Origin of the sequence: Brevibacillus borstelensis, from assembly GCF_003710865.1 — a bacterium.
GTDB classification, from domain to species: Bacteria; Bacillota; Bacilli; order Brevibacillales; family Brevibacillaceae; genus Brevibacillus; species Brevibacillus borstelensis.
The window spans coordinates 12,780-29,810 of sequence record NZ_RHHO01000038.1; the positions used below are offsets into that span (position 1 = coordinate 12,780).

The following is a 17,031-nucleotide window of genomic DNA, read 5'->3' on the forward strand; positions in this document are numbered from 1 at the left end:
GTGAAAAACCCAAGCGGACGTCCGAGAAGTCGGATCAGCTTGGGTTTTTTGTCGTTTTTCTGTCGCAGCCTGTTCGCAAACAGACGCAAAAATATTTGCAAAAGTCCAAAATAACGAAAATTGATTATTGAATAAAAAAAGGCGGATTTGTATAATTGCACATATGCTATTAAAATAAGGACCTATGGTCCGAATATGGAGACAAAAGGGGCGAAGGGCAACATGAACAATGGGGAACAAAAGAAGCATCCCAGAGCGTTAGAGCCTGTCACGCTGATCCTGACGATCGTCACGGCGATTCTCGGGGCGGCGATCGGGATGCAGTTGATCGTGACTTTGGGCATTACAGCCAATACAGCCATTATCGGGGCGCTCTTGGCCATGCTGATCGCGAGGGTACCGCTTACCTTTCTTCGCAAGATGCGCTCTGTCCATCGGCAAAATATCGTTCAGACCGCCATCTCGTCGGCGACATTCGGGGCTGCGAACAGCCTGCTCATTCCGATCGGGATTCCATATGTATTCGGGAAGCCGGAGCTGATCATGCCGATGCTGATCGGTGCGGCGCTGGCGATGTTCGTTGACGCCTTTCTGTTGTACAGGCTGTTTGATACGAAGGTCTTTCCCGCTTCGGGCACCTGGCCGGACGGACGCGCCACAGCGGAGTCGATCATTGCCGGCGACAAAGGCGGCAAACGTGCCGGATTGCTCGGTGTGGGGATTGCCGGCGGTGTAGTCGGCTCCATCCTGGGAGTGCCGATGTCTGCATTCGGTGTCGCCTTCATCGGAAACATCTGGGCACTGGCGATGTTCGGGATCGGTCTTTTGCTCAAGGGCTATTCCGGGACATTGCTTGGAATGGATTTGAAGGATTCGTATATACCGCATGGATTCATGATCGGAGCGGGAATTGTCGCCCTGATCCAGGTAAGCTTCGTCATCTTCAGGAAAAAGTCTCCGCAGCAAGGTTCAGGCGCAGAGGCGGAGCAAGCGCTGCAGGTGACCAAAGGGGAAAAGGAAACCTCGCGCACGCTTTTGACAGGGCTTTTGCTGTACATGGCGATTTCGGTCATTTTGGCAATCATTGGCGGATTGTTGACGCATATGTCGTTCGGAATGTTCCTATTGTTCATTATTTTCGCTGCTTTCGCCGCTTATTTGCACGAATTGATCGTCGGCATTTCCGCGATGCACTCCGGCTGGTTTCCGGCTTTTGCGGTGGCGCTGATCACCTTGATCCTCGGCATGCTGATCGGATTTCCGCCTGTCGCGCTGGCACTGCTCGTCGGCTTTAGTGCAGCTACGGGTCCCGCTTTTGCAGACATGGGCTACGACCTGAAGGCCGGTTATATTTTGCGCGGCAACGGCGCTGATCCCGAGTTTGAGAAAGAGGGCAGAAGACAGCAAATGACAGCCGGGATGATCGCTTTCGGCGTAGCTGTCCTCGTCGTCCTTTTCAGCTTTCACAGCCTGTTTTCGCAAAACCTCGTTCCGCCTGTCGATACCGTATACGTAGCGACGATTAACGCCGGGGTCTCTGGCGATGTGGCAGGTGAGCTGTTCCTCTGGGCGATTCCGGGCGCGATCCTGCAATTCCTCGGCGGGCCCAAGCGGCAGATGGGGATTTTGTTTGCGACGGGTTTGCTGCTTACGTATCCCGAGGCGGGCTGGGCGGTTCTCGCAGGTCTCTTGATTCGCGTCGTTATCCTGAAATGGAAAGGCCAAGAGGCGGATTCCTCGATGAATATCATGGCAGCCGGATTTATCGCGGGCGATGCTTTGTACAGCTTCTTCAGCTCCGTCTTTTCGATGAAAAAATAGAGGAAGGAAGGAGAAGGCAGATGGAAACGATTACGCTGGATGAACGCAAAATGGAGGCTGCTGTCTGGGGCGGCGCTGTCCTCGGAGGCGGAGGCGGAGGCCCGATCGAAGAAGGCATCCAGCTCGGCAGACTGGCCCTGGAGGTAGGCGAGCCGAAGCTGATTACGATAGATGAACTGCTAGATGACGAGTGGGTGGTGACGGTTTCTGCGGTGGGGGCACCTGCCGCAGCCGAGCAGTACGTCAAGCCGATGCACTATATCCGGGCCCTGCAGCTGCTGCTGGACAAGCTGGGCCGTCCGATCTCCGGGCTGATCACGAACGAAAACGGAGCGAGCACCACAGTCAATGGCTGGTTTCAGTCGGCTGTTACCGGACTGCCCGTTTTGGACGCGCCGTGCAACGGCAGAGCGCATCCGACAGGGAGCATGGGCTCGATGAATATGACGGAGCTGGAAGGCTACGTCTCTACGCAGACGGCAGCAGGCGGATTGGGCAGCCGGTACATCGAGCTGTGCGCGTCCGGTTCCCTGGAGAACATGGCGCAAATGGTGCGCCGGGCATCTGTAGATGCGGGAGGCATGGTCGCCGTAGCCCGCAATCCCGTACAGGTGTCCTATGTGAAGCAAAACGGCTGTCCGGGAGCGATCCAGCAGGCGATCCGCATCGGCGAGACGATGCTGGCCCACACGGGAGAAAAGGCGATTGAAGCAGTGACCGAGCTCCTGCAGGGCAGAATCATCGAGGTCGGGACTGTTTCGAATTTTTCGTTGAATACGACAGGCGGATTTGATGTGGGCCGGGCCGACATTGGCAGTCTGGAGCTTACCTTTTGGAACGAGTACATGACACTTGAGTCAAATGGCGAGCGGCTGGCCACGTTCCCCGATCTGATCATGGCCTTTGATGCAGAAAGCGGACGCCCGCTGGAATCTGCCAAAATGGCAAATGGTCAAAAAGCGGCGGTCATCGCGGTGCCAAAGGAGCAGCTGCTGCTCAGCTCGACGATGCGAAACCGCAAACTGTTTGAACCTGTGGAAGAAGCGATTGGAAAACAGGTCATTTCGTACGTGTTTTCCTGAAAGGAGATGGTAAGGCATGGCATTGAAACAGACACTCATTGTCTATGAGGTGATGGACAGTCTATACGCTTCCGGGGAGAAGATCAAGGAACTGTTCTCTCCTTACAGCGATGTTCAGGTTGCAGTAGATACGGTGCAAGGAGACAAAGGCAAAACGGATTTCGTGAAAATCCTGATTCCCGGGACAGAGGGAAAATCCCGGGGAGGCTCGGCTCCGACACTCGGCATCATCGGGCAGCTCGGCGGGATCGGGGCCCGTCCGAGCCGGATCGGCATGGTATCGGATGCGGATGGCGCGGTGGCAGCGGTCGCCAGCGGCTTGAAGCTGGCGGAGATGGCGAGAAACGGCGACAGGCAGAAAGGAGATGTGCTGGTGACGACGCACATCTGTCCGGATGCGCCTACCCAGCCGCATGATCCCGTTGATTTCATGGACTCCCCTGTCGATGATCCGACGATGAACCGCTACCAGGTATGTCCGGAGATGGACGCGATATTGTCCATCGACACGTCCAAAGGAAACAGGCTGATCAATATCAAAGGCTTTGCGCTCTCCCCGACAGTGAAGGAAGGGTACATTTTGCGCGTCAGCGAGGATTTGCTGCGGATCATGGAAATGACGTCGGGACAGCTTCCGGCCACCTTCCCGATCACGCTCCAGGACATAACGCCGTACGGAAACGGCGTGTATCATTTCAACAGCATCATGCAGCCGGCTGTCGCGACAAAGGCTCCCGTGGTCGGAGTCGCCATCACGGCACAATCTGCCGTATCCGGCTGCGGCACAGGGGCCAGCCACGAAGTAGACATCGCAGCCACCGCCCGGTTCGCCATCGAGGTAGCCAAGGAGTTTACGGCTGGCACTTGCAGCTTCTATGATCAGACGGAGTACGACCGCCTCGTCAGCCTGTACGGCTCGCTGGCGGTATTCCAGACGATGGGCAGCCAAGAGACGCCGGGAGAATCGTCATGACGATGAAAAAGCTGGGGCTCGTCACGATCGGACAAGCGCCGCGGATGGATGTCGGCCCCATTTTCCAAAAATACGTCGGAGGCCGGGCGGAAATCATGCAAGCAGGCGTACTCGACAGCATGACCAAAGCGGAGGCGGAAGCGGCCTTTTCACCGGAAAAGGGTGACTACGTCTTGACCAGCAAGCTCGTGACCGGAGAGTCTGTGGTAATGTCCCGGGAAAAGATCGCGCCTGTACTCCAGCGAAAACTGCATGAGCTGGAGGAAGCCGGGTGCAATCCGATTGTCGTCCTGTGCACCGGGACATTCGAGGGGCTTGCCGCAAACAACGCCTTGTTGATCGAGCCCGATGTCATCCTGCGCTCGACCTTGTCCGCGATGCTGAAAAACAAGAGACTCGGTGTGATCGTTCCTCTGCTGGAACAGCAGGATGCGCTCGAAGACGAATGGGGGAGCCTTGTGGATGCCGTCTACGCAGCGGCTTCTCCATATGCGGAGGGGGAGACGGAACTGATCCGCGCCGCAAAAGAGCTGGCTGATCAAAATGTGGACGCGATCCTGATGGACTGCATGGGCTATGTAGAAGCGTCCAAGGCGGTCGTAGAGGCCTATGCGAACCTGCCTGTCATCCTGTCAAACGCCTTGCTTGCCAAAATCGTATCGGAACTGTACTAGGAGGGTATCGGGATATGGACACGCAATTGGTCGAAGTCAGCAAAAGCATACTGGTGACAAGTCTGGCGCTCAAGCAGGAGGATACGCTCCTGGTCGTCGCTGACCTGGAGAAAAAGGAGCTCGCGGAGGCGATTCAGAAGGCAGGTCTTGCGATCGGAGCAGAATCGCTCCTGATGGTGATGAAGGAGCGGGAAAAGGACGGGGAAGAGCCGCCGGCACCGATTGCGGAGGCGATGCGGGGAGCGGACGTCGTCGTTTGTGTGACGGAGTATTCCCTCACCCATACCGAAGCGAGAAAACGTGCAGCCGCGAGCGGCGCCCGTATCGCGACGATGCCGGGGATTACAGCCGACATGTTTCTTGTAGGAGCGATCACGGCGGACTACGGTCAGGTACAGGTGCTGACGGAGCAGGTGACACGGGTCCTGACAACTGGCCACACCGTACGGATCGAGAAGGACGGTCACTCGCTCAGCTTTTCCATCGCGGGCAGAGACGGGATTTCCAGTACGGGCGTGTACCGCAATCCCGGCGAGTCGGGCAATCTGCCTTCCGGGGAATCGTACATCGCACCTGTCGAGGGAACGGCATCGGGAAAAATCGTCGTAGACGGCTCGATTGCCGGTATCGGCAAGGTGAGCGGTCCTCTGCTCGTATCCGTTGACAAGGGACGGATCATCGATTTGGAAGGCCCTGATGCCGATCAGCTACTGGACATGCTGGGAGAGGGAGACGGCAGGCTGCTCGGGGAGTTCGGCATCGGCACCAATGACAAGGCGCGCATCACCGGAAATGTGCTCGAGGATGAAAAGGTATACGGCACGATTCACGTAGCCTTCGGCAGCAACCGGACGTTTGGCGGCACGATTTCAGCAGGTGTCCATATCGATCTGGTCGTCCACGAGCCGGACGTGTTCATCGACGAAGCGAAAATCCTTTCCAAAGGGAGGGTGACCATCCAGCCATGATCGGTATCATCCGGGTAATCACGACTGACGATGCGGACATTCTGAATGAGCACGGCAAGCTGATCGAGAGCAAGTACGGTGTCCAAACCGTATCCGCATGCATTCCCGATCAGCCGTACGGCATTTGCGACGAGGTGACGGAGCGGCAAGCAGTCCCGAAAATCGTCGCACTGGGTCAAAGGCTGGCCGCATCAGGCTGCCGGGTTTTGGTGATCAGCTGTGCGGATGATCCGGGAATCGATGCGCTGCGTCAGCAGGTGAGGGTGCCCGTGATCGGGGCGGGCAGTGCGGCGGCACTCCTTGCCAAAGGATACGGCGAGCCAGTCGGTTTGCTCGATATCGCTGCCGAACCGCCCCGGGTCATGAAGCGGATTTTAGGCAGGCAGCTCGCTTGGCATATATCTCCGCCAGGGGTGACCAATTCCGCAGAGGTCATGGCGCCCCACGGTCGGGAAGCAGCGCTGAACGCTGTACGGACGATGGTGAAAAACGGGGCAAAGACGATCGCGTTTGCGTGCACCGGGTATTCAACCATCGGCCTGGCACCGATCATTCGCAGGGAGTTTGGCGTGACCGTCATCGATCCAGTGGAGGCAGAAGGGCTTCTCGCCTGGTATATCGTCAAAAACAGTTGACAATTTTGGGCGGTCACAGCATCAGATGATATGGTCACAAGAGATGTCTGGCCTATAGTCGCTCAAGGTCAGCGAGCGGGCAGCACTCAGCACGAATCTTCCGTTTCTGGAAATATATATGGAAGCGAATGGCAATATCAGGACTCTTATACTATAATCGACATTGTATAAGGGAAGTGAGGCTGTGATACCGGTATGAGCTTGAAAACACTAGATAACGCTTTGGAAATTTTAAAATTTTTCACCGATGAAACCCCTGCCTGGGGTGTCCGCGAGCTGGCGAAAGAGCTGAATGTGAGCCATTCGATTGTTCATCGGGTTCTGGCCACCTATGAAAAGCACGGTTTTTTGGCGCAAAATCAGGTGACAAAAAAATATGTCCTGGGCATCAAATTTTGGGAGTACGGACAGCTTGTCCAGAAACGGCTGAAGCTCATTGACGCGATTCGGCCGATCATGCACCGGCTGTGCGAAGATACCGGCGAGTCGGTTATTTTGACGATATTGGAGGGAATCGAAGCGGTTGACATCGAGATCGTGGAGAGCCCGCAAAAGGTAAAATACGAGCTGACAGTGGGGAATCGAGCCCCTTTGTATGTCGGAGCTTCCAGCAAGGTGCTGATGGCCTATCTCCCGGAAGAAAAGCGGGCGGAAGTGATCGAACAAGGCTTGTCTCCCTATACAGACAATACAATCGTCGATCCGAACAAACTGATCGATGATTTGGACAACATCAAAAAGCAGGGATGGTGTTATTCCAGGGGAGAGTATTTCGAGGACACATTTGGCATCAGCATCCCGCTGTTCAACAAAGATCGGGAAATCGTCGCCTCCCTGTCCATCGCGGGTCCCAGCTACCGCATGCCCGAAGAAAAGGTACAGGAAGCGCTCCATATGCTCGAAAAAAGAGGGAAAGAAATTCAGGATTACCTGAGTCAAATAGAAGTTCATCAATTGTTTCAATAAGGCGAGTTACCCGCAATTGCTTCAAGGAAAGAAATCACCTGCAATTGTAAAAGGAAAGGGACGCATGCTCTTTATCCGCTTCTCGGCGAATAGAAGGCACGCGTCCCTTTTGCGTTCCCTGCTGATTATTCCTGGATAGCAGGGGTTATGTGTTTGTCTTTAGTGCGGCGATTCCATGAGACGGACAAAAACAGGCTGAACAGCAGCATGAAGGCTCCGAACAGGTACGGAAGATTGATGTGCACATCGAACAGGATACCGGCCAGAGAAGGACCGACGATATTCCCCAGGCTCATGTAGGCGTTGTTCATCCCTGCGACGAAGCCCTGCTCCTTGCCTGCCATTTTGGAGAGCAGCGTATTGATCGCGGGACGGAGGATCGATGTGAAAGTAAAGAAGATGAGGCACACCAGCATCACGTACCAGAAGTTTCCAGACAGCAGCATCAGCACCATAGTCACTGCGGAAACAAAAAAGCTGAGATTGATCAGCCGTTTTTCGCCGAAGCGGCGGAGCAGCTTGTCGATCAGAAGCGATTGAATGACAACGCCGATCAAAGCCCCGACTGTAATCAAAATGGAAATATCCTTTGGCGTATACCCGTATTTCTGATCGACGAACAGCCCGAAAATCGCCTCAAAGTTGGCCAGGCCAAACGTAAGGGTAAAGACCAGCACCAGGAGCACCAGATAAGGAGCTTTAAACGAATAGGCAAACTGCTTGAAAATGTTCTCCCGCTTTTTCTCTGAGCTGCGGGCTGCCAACTGGTCTTCCATTGACAAGGTTTCACGCAAAAACACGAAGGAAGCCAAGGTCGCAAAACAGGCGACAGCGGCAGACACATAAAACGGAACACGCAAGCCGTACTCGGCCAAAAACCCGCCGATCCCCGGCCCGATCACAAACCCGAGCGACATGGATGCTCCGAGGAGCCCCATCCCTTTTCCTCTTGCTTCCACACTCGTAATATCGGCGACGTAAGCCATCATGGAAGGGATCATGAACGCAGCGCCCATTCCCCCGATCAACCTTGACAGGTACAACAGCCACATCTGATCAGCGAGGGCAAAGATGAGCTGGGACAGTGCAAACGCGGCCAGCCCAATGACGATCATCCGCTTTCGGCCGTACTTGTCGGAAAACTCCCCGGCGATCGGTGAACAGATGAATTGGGTCAAGCCAAATGCGGCGACCAGATAGCCCAAGGCCGTACCGCTGGCCCCGAATTCCAGCATGAATTTTGGCAAAACCGGAATGATTAAGCCAATTCCAAGCATAGCAATGAACATGTTGACCATCAAGATGACGAGTGGCGCTTTTTGGATGCTCTGTTCTTTCATTCGATGGTTCTCTCCTCTCTCTCTGTTGCTCAATTTCTTTCAAAAACGCCACGGGACAGGAATCAGCATCCTTCCTGCTCGCAGAAAATAAGACCCATTATATAAAATCGGGGCATGGAAAGGCAACTGGGTCAAACTGTAAAATGTGCAAAATTTACAGTTTGCTGCTTTTGATGCAAAAATCCGCCTCCCATGGAAGAATTGTAGCAGCTATACCGTTAAGGATTGATGAAGATCGTGCAAAGATTTTGCGAGGGGAAAATGAAATGGGCAGTTTCAGGAAGCTTTTGCCTACGTTAGCGGCCAGGTGCCGCGGGTAAACGGGGAGCTCCCTTATACAGGAAAGGTTGGGGCAGAGGTCACGATTGAGCAAGCCCGCGAACTGGCGGAAATCTGTGTATTAAAAGGATTGAGCTGTCTGGAAGCCGAGCTCGGCAGTCTGGATAAAGTGGAGCAGGTATTGAAAGTGACCGGGTTTGTTCAGTCCGCTCCCGGCTTTTCGCAGCAGCCCAAAGTATTGGATGCCGCTTCAGAGCTGCTGCAAGCCATTTTTGGAGAAAAAGGACGGCATGCGCGCTCTGCAGTCGGTGTCGCTGAGCTGCCCGGGAATACACCGGTGGAAATCGAATTTGTGTTTGCAGTCAACGCAAATAAATGAAAGGAGAAGTGCCGATGATTCGACTGGAGCAAGTGAAGGAAGCGCGTCAACAAATCGCTGACGTCGTGCGAGTCACACCGCTCTTGAACTCCGAACAGCTCTCCCTGCGCTGCGGCAATGACATCTACTTGAAAGCGGAGCACTTGCAAAAGACAGGCTCGTTCAAAATTCGCGGAGCGACCAATAAGGTAAAGCAGGCTGTATCAGCAGGAGCCGCCTATGTGACGGCGGCATCCTCGGGCAATCACGGGCAGGCGGTGGCGTATATCGCGCAAAGGCTGGGGATTCCGGCGACGATTGTGGTACCTGAGGATGCTGCCCAGTGCAAGATCGACGCGATCCGGTCCTACCGGGGGGCGGTGGAGAAATACGGGTACACATCGGCAGAAAGGCTCCCGCGGGCAAAGGAGCTCGCAGCGAGCGAGAACGGCGTCTACATCCCCCCGTATGACGATCCTTCCATCATGGCCGGACAGGGAACCATTGGGCTGGAAATACTGGAACAGCTCAGCGACGTGGATGCGATCATCGTACCCATCGGCGGAGGCGGACTGATTTCCGGCATTTTGACTGCAGTAAAGGAATCCAGGCCAAAAGTCCGGGTGATCGGTGTGGAGCCGGCATTGGCAAACGATACATAGCTTTCGCTGAAGCAGCGAAGCATCGTGTCCGTCCCGGGCCCGAAAACAATTGCGGACGGCCTCAGGACGACGCAGCCGGGTGACCTTACCTTTCCAGTCCTGATGAAGCACCTCGATGATCTGGTCCTCGTCAGCGAGGAGGAAATCCGGCAGGCGTTGCGGTTTGTGCTGGAGCGCATGAAGCAGATGATCGAGCCGTCCAGCGCTACGACTGTGGCAGCAGCTATGTTCGGCAAGCTGCCATTCTCCGGCAAAAAAGTCGTGACGGTCATTTCCGGCGGCAATGTCGACGTCGATGGGCTTTACTTATTTTTGAAAGCGTAAAAGAGCCAAATACGAGGAAGCATTGAAAATTTTGACAGGCATGTGGCTTTTGGATCCTCCAAAAAATCCGCCTCTTTTCCAAATAATAGAGGTGGATTTTTCGTTTTTTTGCTATCTTAGCTTCACTGGAGGGATTTTTATATTCACACAGGCTATAATCAAGCGGACAATCTTTGACGAACTGAGCGATGAGCGGTTGGGATGGGCGTGTATTGAGCACGTCGTCGTGCCGTTGCGGGGCAAGCACCCGGATCACAAGGCTAGACCGATGCCCGTTTCCGGCGAATCTCGGAGGCGGGTTTTTTCATGTGTGCGTTTTTTGTAAGGGAATCTTAAGAATTTCTACGCAAAATTCCCGGTGTTTCTTCAGTAGAATACATAGAGTTCTTATCGCTTTGCTAAAAGAGGGAGAAGTCATGAATTCTACTATTTTAATCGTCGATGCTGAACGGGAATACGCGGAGTATATCGAGCTTTTCCTGAAAAACGAGAATTACAGCATTCACAAATGCGATACGGCCGAAGAGGCTCTTCGCTGTCTCGATTCTGTTCGGCCTGACCTTGCCATTATGGACGTCACGCTGCCGGGGATGGACGGATTCGCGCTCTGCCGACACATTCGGGAAACATCCTATTTTCCGATCATCATGCTGTCAGCGCGAGACGAGGAAATCGACCGAATCACCGCCTTGGCGCTCGGAGCGGATGACTATCTCACAAAGCCGTGCCGTCCGCTGGAGCTTGTCGCTCGCGTAAAAGCACAGCTTAGAAGATACACAACATACAATCGTGATCCACAGCAGGAGGATGACAAAATCGCTTTTGCGGGTCTTCTATTAAATAGAAACTCCCACGAATGCTTCTTGAACGGAAACCTTTTGCCACTCACGCCTACCGAATTTTCGATCCTCTGGCTCTTGAGTGAGAACAGAGGACAGGTGGTCAGCTCCGAGAAATTGTTCCAGGAGGTTTGGGGAGAAAAATACTACAGTCATAATACCAACACCGTCATGGTTCATATCAGGAATTTGCGTGAAAAGCTGAATGACTCGGCAGAAAGTCCGACGTATATCAAAACGGTACGGGGCGTTGGCTACAAAATGGATCCGTAAACGGACAGACAACAGCCGCATCTCTGTATGAGAAATACGGCAGTATTCAGCCTAAGATCAATTCATTTTGCTGCAAGCATACGCTTTTGCTTTTCTGCATGGGCTTTGGGAAGCTGGAAGATTCCCGAAGAAGCCAAAACGCCGACGATGACGAGAGCAGCCCCGATCATTTGAAAGAACGTTATCGGGGTTCCTGCGGCAAATGAAATGATCATCGTAACGACAGGAACAAGATTAAAAAACAGAGAAGTTTTCCCAGCCCCGATTTCTTTTACCCCTTGATTCCACCACAGATAGCCCAAAACGCTTGTAAAGACAGCCATAAAGGCAACCGCGCCCCAAGCGCCGACCGGAACATCCGGAAGAGGAACAGGGTTGGACGTAAACAAAGAAGCGACGATTAACCCAATCGCGCCGGCCGCCATCGTGTATGTTGTCGTAGACAGCGGAGTGGCGTCCTTTATAAAGCGGCGTCCAAGCACGGCATATAGCGTCCAGCAAAGGTTGCCTGCAAAAATAAGCAGATCTCCGACTGAAACCGACAAGGTGGCGATCGCCTCCAGCGAGCCCTGGGTAATGACGAGAAACACGCCGATAAAGGCAAAAGCGATGCCGACTGCCTGTCTTTTCACAATTTTATCCTTCAAGATCATCCGGGCGAAAATGGTCGTGAGCAAAGGATTCAATCCCATGATCAAGGCCGCGTTGACAGGTGACGTATATTTCATGCCGATAAAAAACAGAGCGTTGAATCCAAAGATCCCGACAATTCCAAGGACTGCATAGGCGATTGCATTTTTCTTGAGCAGGCTTTTGTTTACCCCTTCCGTCAAAAGCAAAATGACCAGCATGACCACGGCAGCCAAACCAAAACGCCACGCCGCCGCGGAGGAAGGCGCCAAGTATTCGACTGTGTATTTGGCGAGGTTGAAGGTGGCTCCTGTAAAAATAGAAAACCCGAGCAGCATCGCGTATATTTTCATAGGCTTCATTTGATGTTCACCCCTCACTCAGCATGGAATGGTAGGAGTCGAGCTTCGACTTTGTTGCCGCGATCACTTCTTCGAGCTCCTTCTTCTTCGCTTCCATATTCTCCAGATGCTTCGTTAAAATCTCGATGCGCCTGTTTAAGGATGGGGTAAGCTCCTTTATCGGCACATCCAGGTGAATCTTTTCCATGATACAGCCGTCTTTTACAAACTCATGGATTTCTTCCAGAGACATGCCGGTTTCCTTTACGCTCTTCAGGAACCACATGAAGCGGAGATCCGTTTCCGTGTAGCAGCGTCTCCCCGCGCTGTCTCGTTTGGGCGGGGGGAGCAACCCGATTTTTTCGTAATACCGCAATGTATACGAGCTGATGCCGCACTTTTCAGCAGCTTCCCGAATGGTGAACAAGATCATCATCCCTCTCTGTAGATGTAGAACTAGCCTACCTCTTAGAGGTAACTCTAAGTCAAGCAAAGAAATGCAGTTCAAAAACGATTGTTTGCCGCTGTCTGGTATCATAGATCGATTCATTATCCGATCAAAGGAAAACCCTGCTCTTTGGTTCCGGGAATCCGAAGCAGGGTTGGTCGTTTTTTCAGGCCTCTATTCCAGCTCACCTGTTCTGGAAACGTCATGATTCCGTAATGATTTCGTAAGGATTCCCTTAGGCAAAGTTAAAGGACGGCCTGTCTCGTTTCGCTACAATACAATTGCCTGCTTCCCGCAAGCCGGGGCACAGGCATTGTTGGAGGAGGGAGCGGGAACCGATGGAAAAGAAAAAAATAGCCATCCTGTTTGGCGGATGTTCCACAGAGTATGAAGTTTCTCTGCAATCCGCCTATGCAGTCATAAAACACGTCAATCAATCCCGGTACGAAACGGTTTTGATAGGAATCACGAGGCAGGGAGAATGGCTTCGGTATAACGGAAGCCTTGAACAGATTATGGATGATACTTGGAGCACAGACCCGGGCTGCGTGCATGCCGTTATTTCTCCAAGCAGGCATGTTCGGGGTGTGATCGAGTTTCATCGGGACGGAATAAAAGCGACCAGGATCGATGCCGCATTTCCCGTCCTGCATGGAAAAAACGGCGAAGACGGCACGATTCAAGGCTTGCTTGAACTGGCCGGAATCCCTGTCGTAGGATGCGGCACGCTCAGCTCGGCGCTGTGCATGGATAAAGACATGGCTCACAAAATCGCCATGCAGGCGGGAATCAAGGTGCCCCGTTCCATCGTCGTAAACGGCAAAATCAGCGAGGGAGAATTGCAACAGTTGGTCCGGGAGCTTTCTTATCCGTTGTTTGTCAAACCTGCGAGGGCAGGGTCATCGTTTGGCATCACCAAAGTCGAGCGAGAAGACGGCCTTTTCAAAGCGGCGGTGAACGCTCTGGAGTACGATCCAAAAGTCGTCATCGAGGAGGGCATCGACGGATTCGAAGTAGGCTGCGCCGTGATGGGAAATGAGGAACTGATTATCGGCGAAGTGGACGAAATCGAACTGTCGCAAGGGTTCTTTGACTACACCGAAAAATATACGCTCAAAACCTCCAAAATCCACATGCCGGCCAGAGTCGACGAGCAGACAGCCGAACGGATAAAGCATACAGCGGCTGCGATCTACAAGGCGCTGGACTGCCGCGGCTTTGCCAGAGTCGACATGTTTGTAACGCCGGGGGGAGAGCTTGTTTTTAATGAAGTGAATACCATCCCGGGCTTTACCGCCCACAGCCGTTATCCGAATATGCTCAAGGGCATTGGCATGTCGTTTGAGGAAATCGTAGACAAGCTGATAAGGATGGCGATCGAGGAATGAACACATTGATTTTGGAACAAGCCAATATGCATAAAGGCAGCCTGATCTTGATCAACAGAATGCACCCGGTTTTTGAAGAGCCTGCGGAAGACATGCTCATCCCCGCAGATCACAGGCACCCGGACATTTTGCTGGAACGAAGGGCGGCGGCGATGTACGCAGCGCTGATTCACTCGCTCGACGGCGGAGAGCGGATCGTCCCTGTCAGCGGCTATCGCACAAAAAAAGAACAGGAAACCATCTACACCGAGTCGATGCGGGAAAACGGCGATGAATTTACGCGAAAGTACGTAGCTTATCCGAACCACAGCGAGCACCAGACAGGGCTGGCGATTGACGTGGGCGAGCAGAAGGAAGAGATCGACTTTATCAGGCCGGACTTTCCCTATACCGGCATCTGTCAGGAGTTCCGGCTAAAAGCAGCGAGGTACGGGTTTATTGAACGCTACCCGCAAGGAAAAGAGGCCATTACAGGCATCGCCCACGAGCCCTGGCACTTCCGGTATGTCGGTTATCCGCATGCGGAGCTGATCCGGAAGCATCAGTTTACCCTGGAAGAGTATACGGAGTTTGTGAAAAGCTTCCCCTATGGGGGAGAGCACTTGTTGTTTGAAGCAGATGGACAAACAGCAGAAATTTTTTACGTACATGCCCTGTCTTCCCCGACAGTGCGGATTGACATTCCGAGCGGCGCCCGCTGCGAGGTGTCGGGAAATAACGTGGATGGATTCGTGGCAACGGTTTGGAGGAAGAACGGATGAAACAGGACGCGGGCTATGCGGGCATTGATACCTTTCGCATCATCGCAGCCTTTCTGGTTGTGGCCATCCACACGTACCCGCTCGTCTCCGTCAGCGAGACAGGGGACTTTATCTTGACGAGAATTTTGGGGCGGGTAGCCGTCCCGTTTTTCTTTATGGCAACGGGATTTTTTTTGCTGCCGCGATACATGGACGAGAAGCGTGGAGACGGGGGCAGCCTGGCCAAATTTTTTGTCAAGTCGTGCAAGCTGTATGGCATGGCGATCCTGCTTTTTCTCCCCGTAAACGTGTATGCCGGCTACTTTGAAACCACGCCGCTTTTGCCCAACCTGCTGAAGGATATTTTCTTCGATGGCACGTTTTATCATTTGTGGTACTTGCCGGCGACGATTCTGGGAGCAGGGCTCGTATATCTTCTGCTGCGAAGCTGCAAGACCGGCGTGGTGGCGTTGATTGCCGGGCTGCTTTACATGATCGGGCTCGGCGGGGACAGCTACTACGGCCTGACATCGCAGGTCCCGCTTTTTGCGCAGTTTTACGACGTGCTGTTCAGCTTCTCGGATTACACGCGAAACGGCTTGTTTTTTGCCCCGGTTTTTCTCTTGCTCGGCGGGCTGATCGCGCGGCAGACAAGCGGATTTGGCTTGAGAGAAAGCATGGGCGGACTTGCCGTTTCGCTCTTGCTTTTGCTCGCGGAAGGCTTGCTCTTGCACCATTTTTCTCTCCAGCGCCATGACAGCATGTACGTGATGCTGCTCCCCTGCATGTTTTTCCTGTTTCAATCCTTGCTTCTATGGAGGGGAAAAAGCAGCCGAAGCCTGCGGACCATTTCGATGATTGTCTACATCATTCACCCGCTGGCGATTATTGTCGTGCGCGGATTTGCCAAGATTGCAAAAATGCAGCCGCTTTTGATTGAAAATAGTATCGTCCACTATGTGGCGGTAGCCGCTCTGTCATTTGCGGGGGCTATCTTGCTCACCAAGCTGCTGCAGCGGAAGAGAGAAAGGAAGATCGTATGAAAAGCAGGGCGTGGGCGGAGATCAACTTGAACCATCTTCGCCACAATGCAAAGGTTTTAAAGAAGCTTTTGCCGCCGAAGTGCGAAGTGATGGCGGTCGTGAAAGCAAATGCATACGGGCACGGAGATGCGGTTGTCGCAAAGGAACTGAATCGAATCGGGATTTCTGCCTTTGCCGTGGCTGCCATCCGGGAGGGCGTACATCTGCGAAGACAGGGAATAACAGGAGAGATTCTCATCCTCGGTTATACTTCACCGGAGGAATTTGCGGATCTGGTCCGGTACGATTTGACGCAGACGGTCGTCGATTGCGAATACGGCAAGCTTTTGGATCAGTATGGACGCAAAATAAAGGTTCACGTAAAGATTGACACAGGGATGCACCGGCTCGGGGAGGACTATCAAAACGTACGCGGGATAGCCGGCATGTTTGCTTGCAAAAACTTGAGCGTGGAGGGCATCTTTACGCATCTTGGCATGGCCGATGATTCCAGCCCGGCGGGAATGAATTTCTCCCGCTTTCAGATCGACAATTTTTACGGCGTGCTGGCCCAGCTAAGGGATTGGGGATACGACCTGCCAAACGTACACATCCAGAGCAGCTACGGCGTGTTGAACTTTCCCGAGCTGCAGTGCGACTACGCCCGGATCGGCATTGCCTTGTACGGCGTGCTGAGTACGGCAGAGGATCAAACGAAGTTGTCCGTGGACCTGCGCCCGGTCCTCTCCTTGAAGGCGAGGGTAGCGCTCACAAAAGAGATCGGGGCGGGCGAGACCGTCGGGTATGGGTGCCGCTTTACCGCTCCTTACGACATGACAATCGCAGTCGTTTCCATCGGATATGCGGACGGCTTTCCCAGATGCTTGTCGTGCGGCGGCGGTTATGTGCTGGTGAAAGGGAAAAAGGCTCCTGTCATCGGCAGAATTTGCATGGACCAGCTCATGATCGATTGCAGCGGGATACCGGATGTCCGGCAAAATGACATCGTGACGCTGATCGGCGAGGACGGCACGGAGCGGATAACAGCGGAGCAGGTCGCAAAGCAGGCAGGAACGATTACGAATGAATTGTGCAGCAGGCTGGGAAATCGGCTTGAGCGCGTCTATGTGTCGGATTGACGGAAAACGGATCGTGGCAGGAAAAGACCCCGTCTGTCACATTTGCGCGGAGGCCGGGTTGTTGATTTTTGTTCATAATTGACGGCCGGCTTCCCAATCAAACTCCTCAAGAGTAAGATTTTGAAAATA

At 53.5% G+C, this 17,031-nt stretch carries 13 protein-coding genes and 3 pseudogenes; 13 read left to right on the forward strand and 3 right to left on the reverse strand.

All coding sequences use genetic code 11. The features are described from left to right. Nucleotides 1-222: 222 nt before the first annotated feature. The 7 genes from EDM54_RS18545 (at nucleotide 223) to EDM54_RS18575 (ending at nucleotide 7,119) form a co-directional block, all read left to right on the forward strand. A complete protein-coding gene (locus EDM54_RS18545; RefSeq protein ID WP_122958613.1) occupies nucleotides 223-1,821 on the forward strand; it encodes an OPT/YSL family transporter in 1,599 nt (532 codons plus the stop codon). Nucleotides 1,822-1,841: 20 nt separating this feature from the next. Then, nucleotides 1,842-2,903 carry an S-methyl thiohydantoin desulfurase family protein gene (locus tag EDM54_RS18550; RefSeq protein WP_122958614.1) on the forward strand — a complete coding sequence of 354 codons (1,062 nt, stop codon included), beginning with the start codon at nucleotides 1,842-1,844 and terminating at the stop codon, nucleotides 2,901-2,903. A 16-nt stretch (nucleotides 2,904-2,919) separates the two neighbouring features. Continuing rightward, on the forward strand, nucleotides 2,920-3,876 hold the full coding sequence (locus EDM54_RS18555; RefSeq protein ID WP_122958615.1) for a DUF1177 domain-containing protein: 957 nt from the start codon (nucleotides 2,920-2,922) through the stop codon (nucleotides 3,874-3,876). Next, nucleotides 3,873-4,550, forward strand: coding sequence for an AroM family protein (locus tag EDM54_RS18560; protein WP_031932178.1), 678 nt, complete (start codon nucleotides 3,873-3,875; stop codon nucleotides 4,548-4,550). The genes EDM54_RS18555 and EDM54_RS18560 overlap by 4 nt, the downstream gene beginning before the upstream one ends. Before the next feature lie 14 nt (nucleotides 4,551-4,564). After that, on the forward strand, nucleotides 4,565-5,518 hold the full coding sequence (locus tag EDM54_RS18565; RefSeq protein WP_122958616.1) for an aminopeptidase: 954 nt from the start codon (nucleotides 4,565-4,567) through the stop codon (nucleotides 5,516-5,518). Beyond that, nucleotides 5,515-6,153, forward strand: coding sequence for an aspartate/glutamate racemase family protein (locus EDM54_RS18570; RefSeq protein WP_122958617.1), 639 nt, complete (start codon nucleotides 5,515-5,517; stop codon nucleotides 6,151-6,153). The genes EDM54_RS18565 and EDM54_RS18570 overlap by 4 nt, the downstream gene beginning before the upstream one ends. A 195-nt stretch (nucleotides 6,154-6,348) precedes the next feature. Then, on the forward strand, nucleotides 6,349-7,119 hold the full coding sequence (locus tag EDM54_RS18575) for an IclR family transcriptional regulator (protein ID WP_024983492.1): 771 nt from the start codon (nucleotides 6,349-6,351) through the stop codon (nucleotides 7,117-7,119). A gap of 125 nt (nucleotides 7,120-7,244) precedes the next feature. On the opposite strand, the gene EDM54_RS18580 is transcribed toward EDM54_RS18575, so the two are convergent. Next, nucleotides 7,245-8,492 carry an MFS transporter gene (locus EDM54_RS18580; RefSeq protein ID WP_255320275.1) on the reverse strand — a complete coding sequence of 416 codons (1,248 nt, stop codon included), beginning with the start codon at nucleotides 8,490-8,492 and terminating at the stop codon, nucleotides 7,245-7,247. Between the two features lie 262 nt (nucleotides 8,493-8,754). Here EDM54_RS18580 and EDM54_RS18585 point away from each other — a divergent pair. The 3 genes and pseudogenes from EDM54_RS18585 to EDM54_RS18600 all read left to right on the forward strand — a co-directional run. Next, nucleotides 8,755-9,117, forward strand: a pseudogene (locus EDM54_RS18585) (RidA family protein); the annotation flags it as partial. Nucleotides 9,118-9,131: 14 nt separating this feature from the next. Further along, a pseudogene (locus EDM54_RS18590) lies at nucleotides 9,132-10,082 on the forward strand (threonine ammonia-lyase). Between the two features lie 416 nt (nucleotides 10,083-10,498). After that, a complete protein-coding gene (locus tag EDM54_RS18600) occupies nucleotides 10,499-11,194 on the forward strand; it encodes a response regulator transcription factor (RefSeq protein ID WP_003388149.1) in 696 nt (231 codons plus the stop codon). Nucleotides 11,195-11,256: 62 nt separating this feature from the next. Here EDM54_RS18600 and EDM54_RS18605 read toward each other — a convergent pair whose 3' ends face one another. Both EDM54_RS18605 and EDM54_RS18610 read right to left on the reverse strand, forming a co-directional pair. Beyond that, nucleotides 11,257-12,186: a DMT family transporter gene (locus EDM54_RS18605; RefSeq protein ID WP_039070792.1), complete on the reverse strand. Its 930-nt coding sequence runs from the start codon at nucleotides 12,184-12,186 to the stop codon at nucleotides 11,257-11,259. Between the two features lie 7 nt (nucleotides 12,187-12,193). After that, nucleotides 12,194-12,598, reverse strand: a complete 405-nt coding sequence (locus tag EDM54_RS18610; RefSeq protein WP_170208341.1) for a MerR family transcriptional regulator — start codon at nucleotides 12,596-12,598, stop codon at nucleotides 12,194-12,196. Nucleotides 12,599-12,951: 353 nt separating this feature from the next. On the opposite strand from EDM54_RS18610, the gene vanG reads away from it, so the two are divergent. From vanG to vanT, 3 genes and pseudogenes are all read left to right on the forward strand, one after another. After that, nucleotides 12,952-14,001 (forward strand): D-alanine--D-serine ligase VanG, encoded by a 1,050-nt coding sequence (vanG, locus tag EDM54_RS18615; RefSeq protein WP_024983485.1) that lies wholly within the window; start codon nucleotides 12,952-12,954, stop codon nucleotides 13,999-14,001. After that, nucleotides 13,998-14,762: a M15 family metallopeptidase gene (locus EDM54_RS18620; RefSeq protein WP_024983484.1), complete on the forward strand. Its 765-nt coding sequence runs from the start codon at nucleotides 13,998-14,000 to the stop codon at nucleotides 14,760-14,762. Before vanG ends, EDM54_RS18620 begins: the two co-directional genes overlap by 4 nt. Further along, nucleotides 14,759-16,902 (forward strand): annotated as a pseudogene (gene vanT / locus EDM54_RS18625) (serine racemase VanT catalytic subunit). Before EDM54_RS18620 ends, vanT begins: the two are co-directional and overlap by 4 nt. Nucleotides 16,903-17,031: the final 129 nt, after the last annotated feature.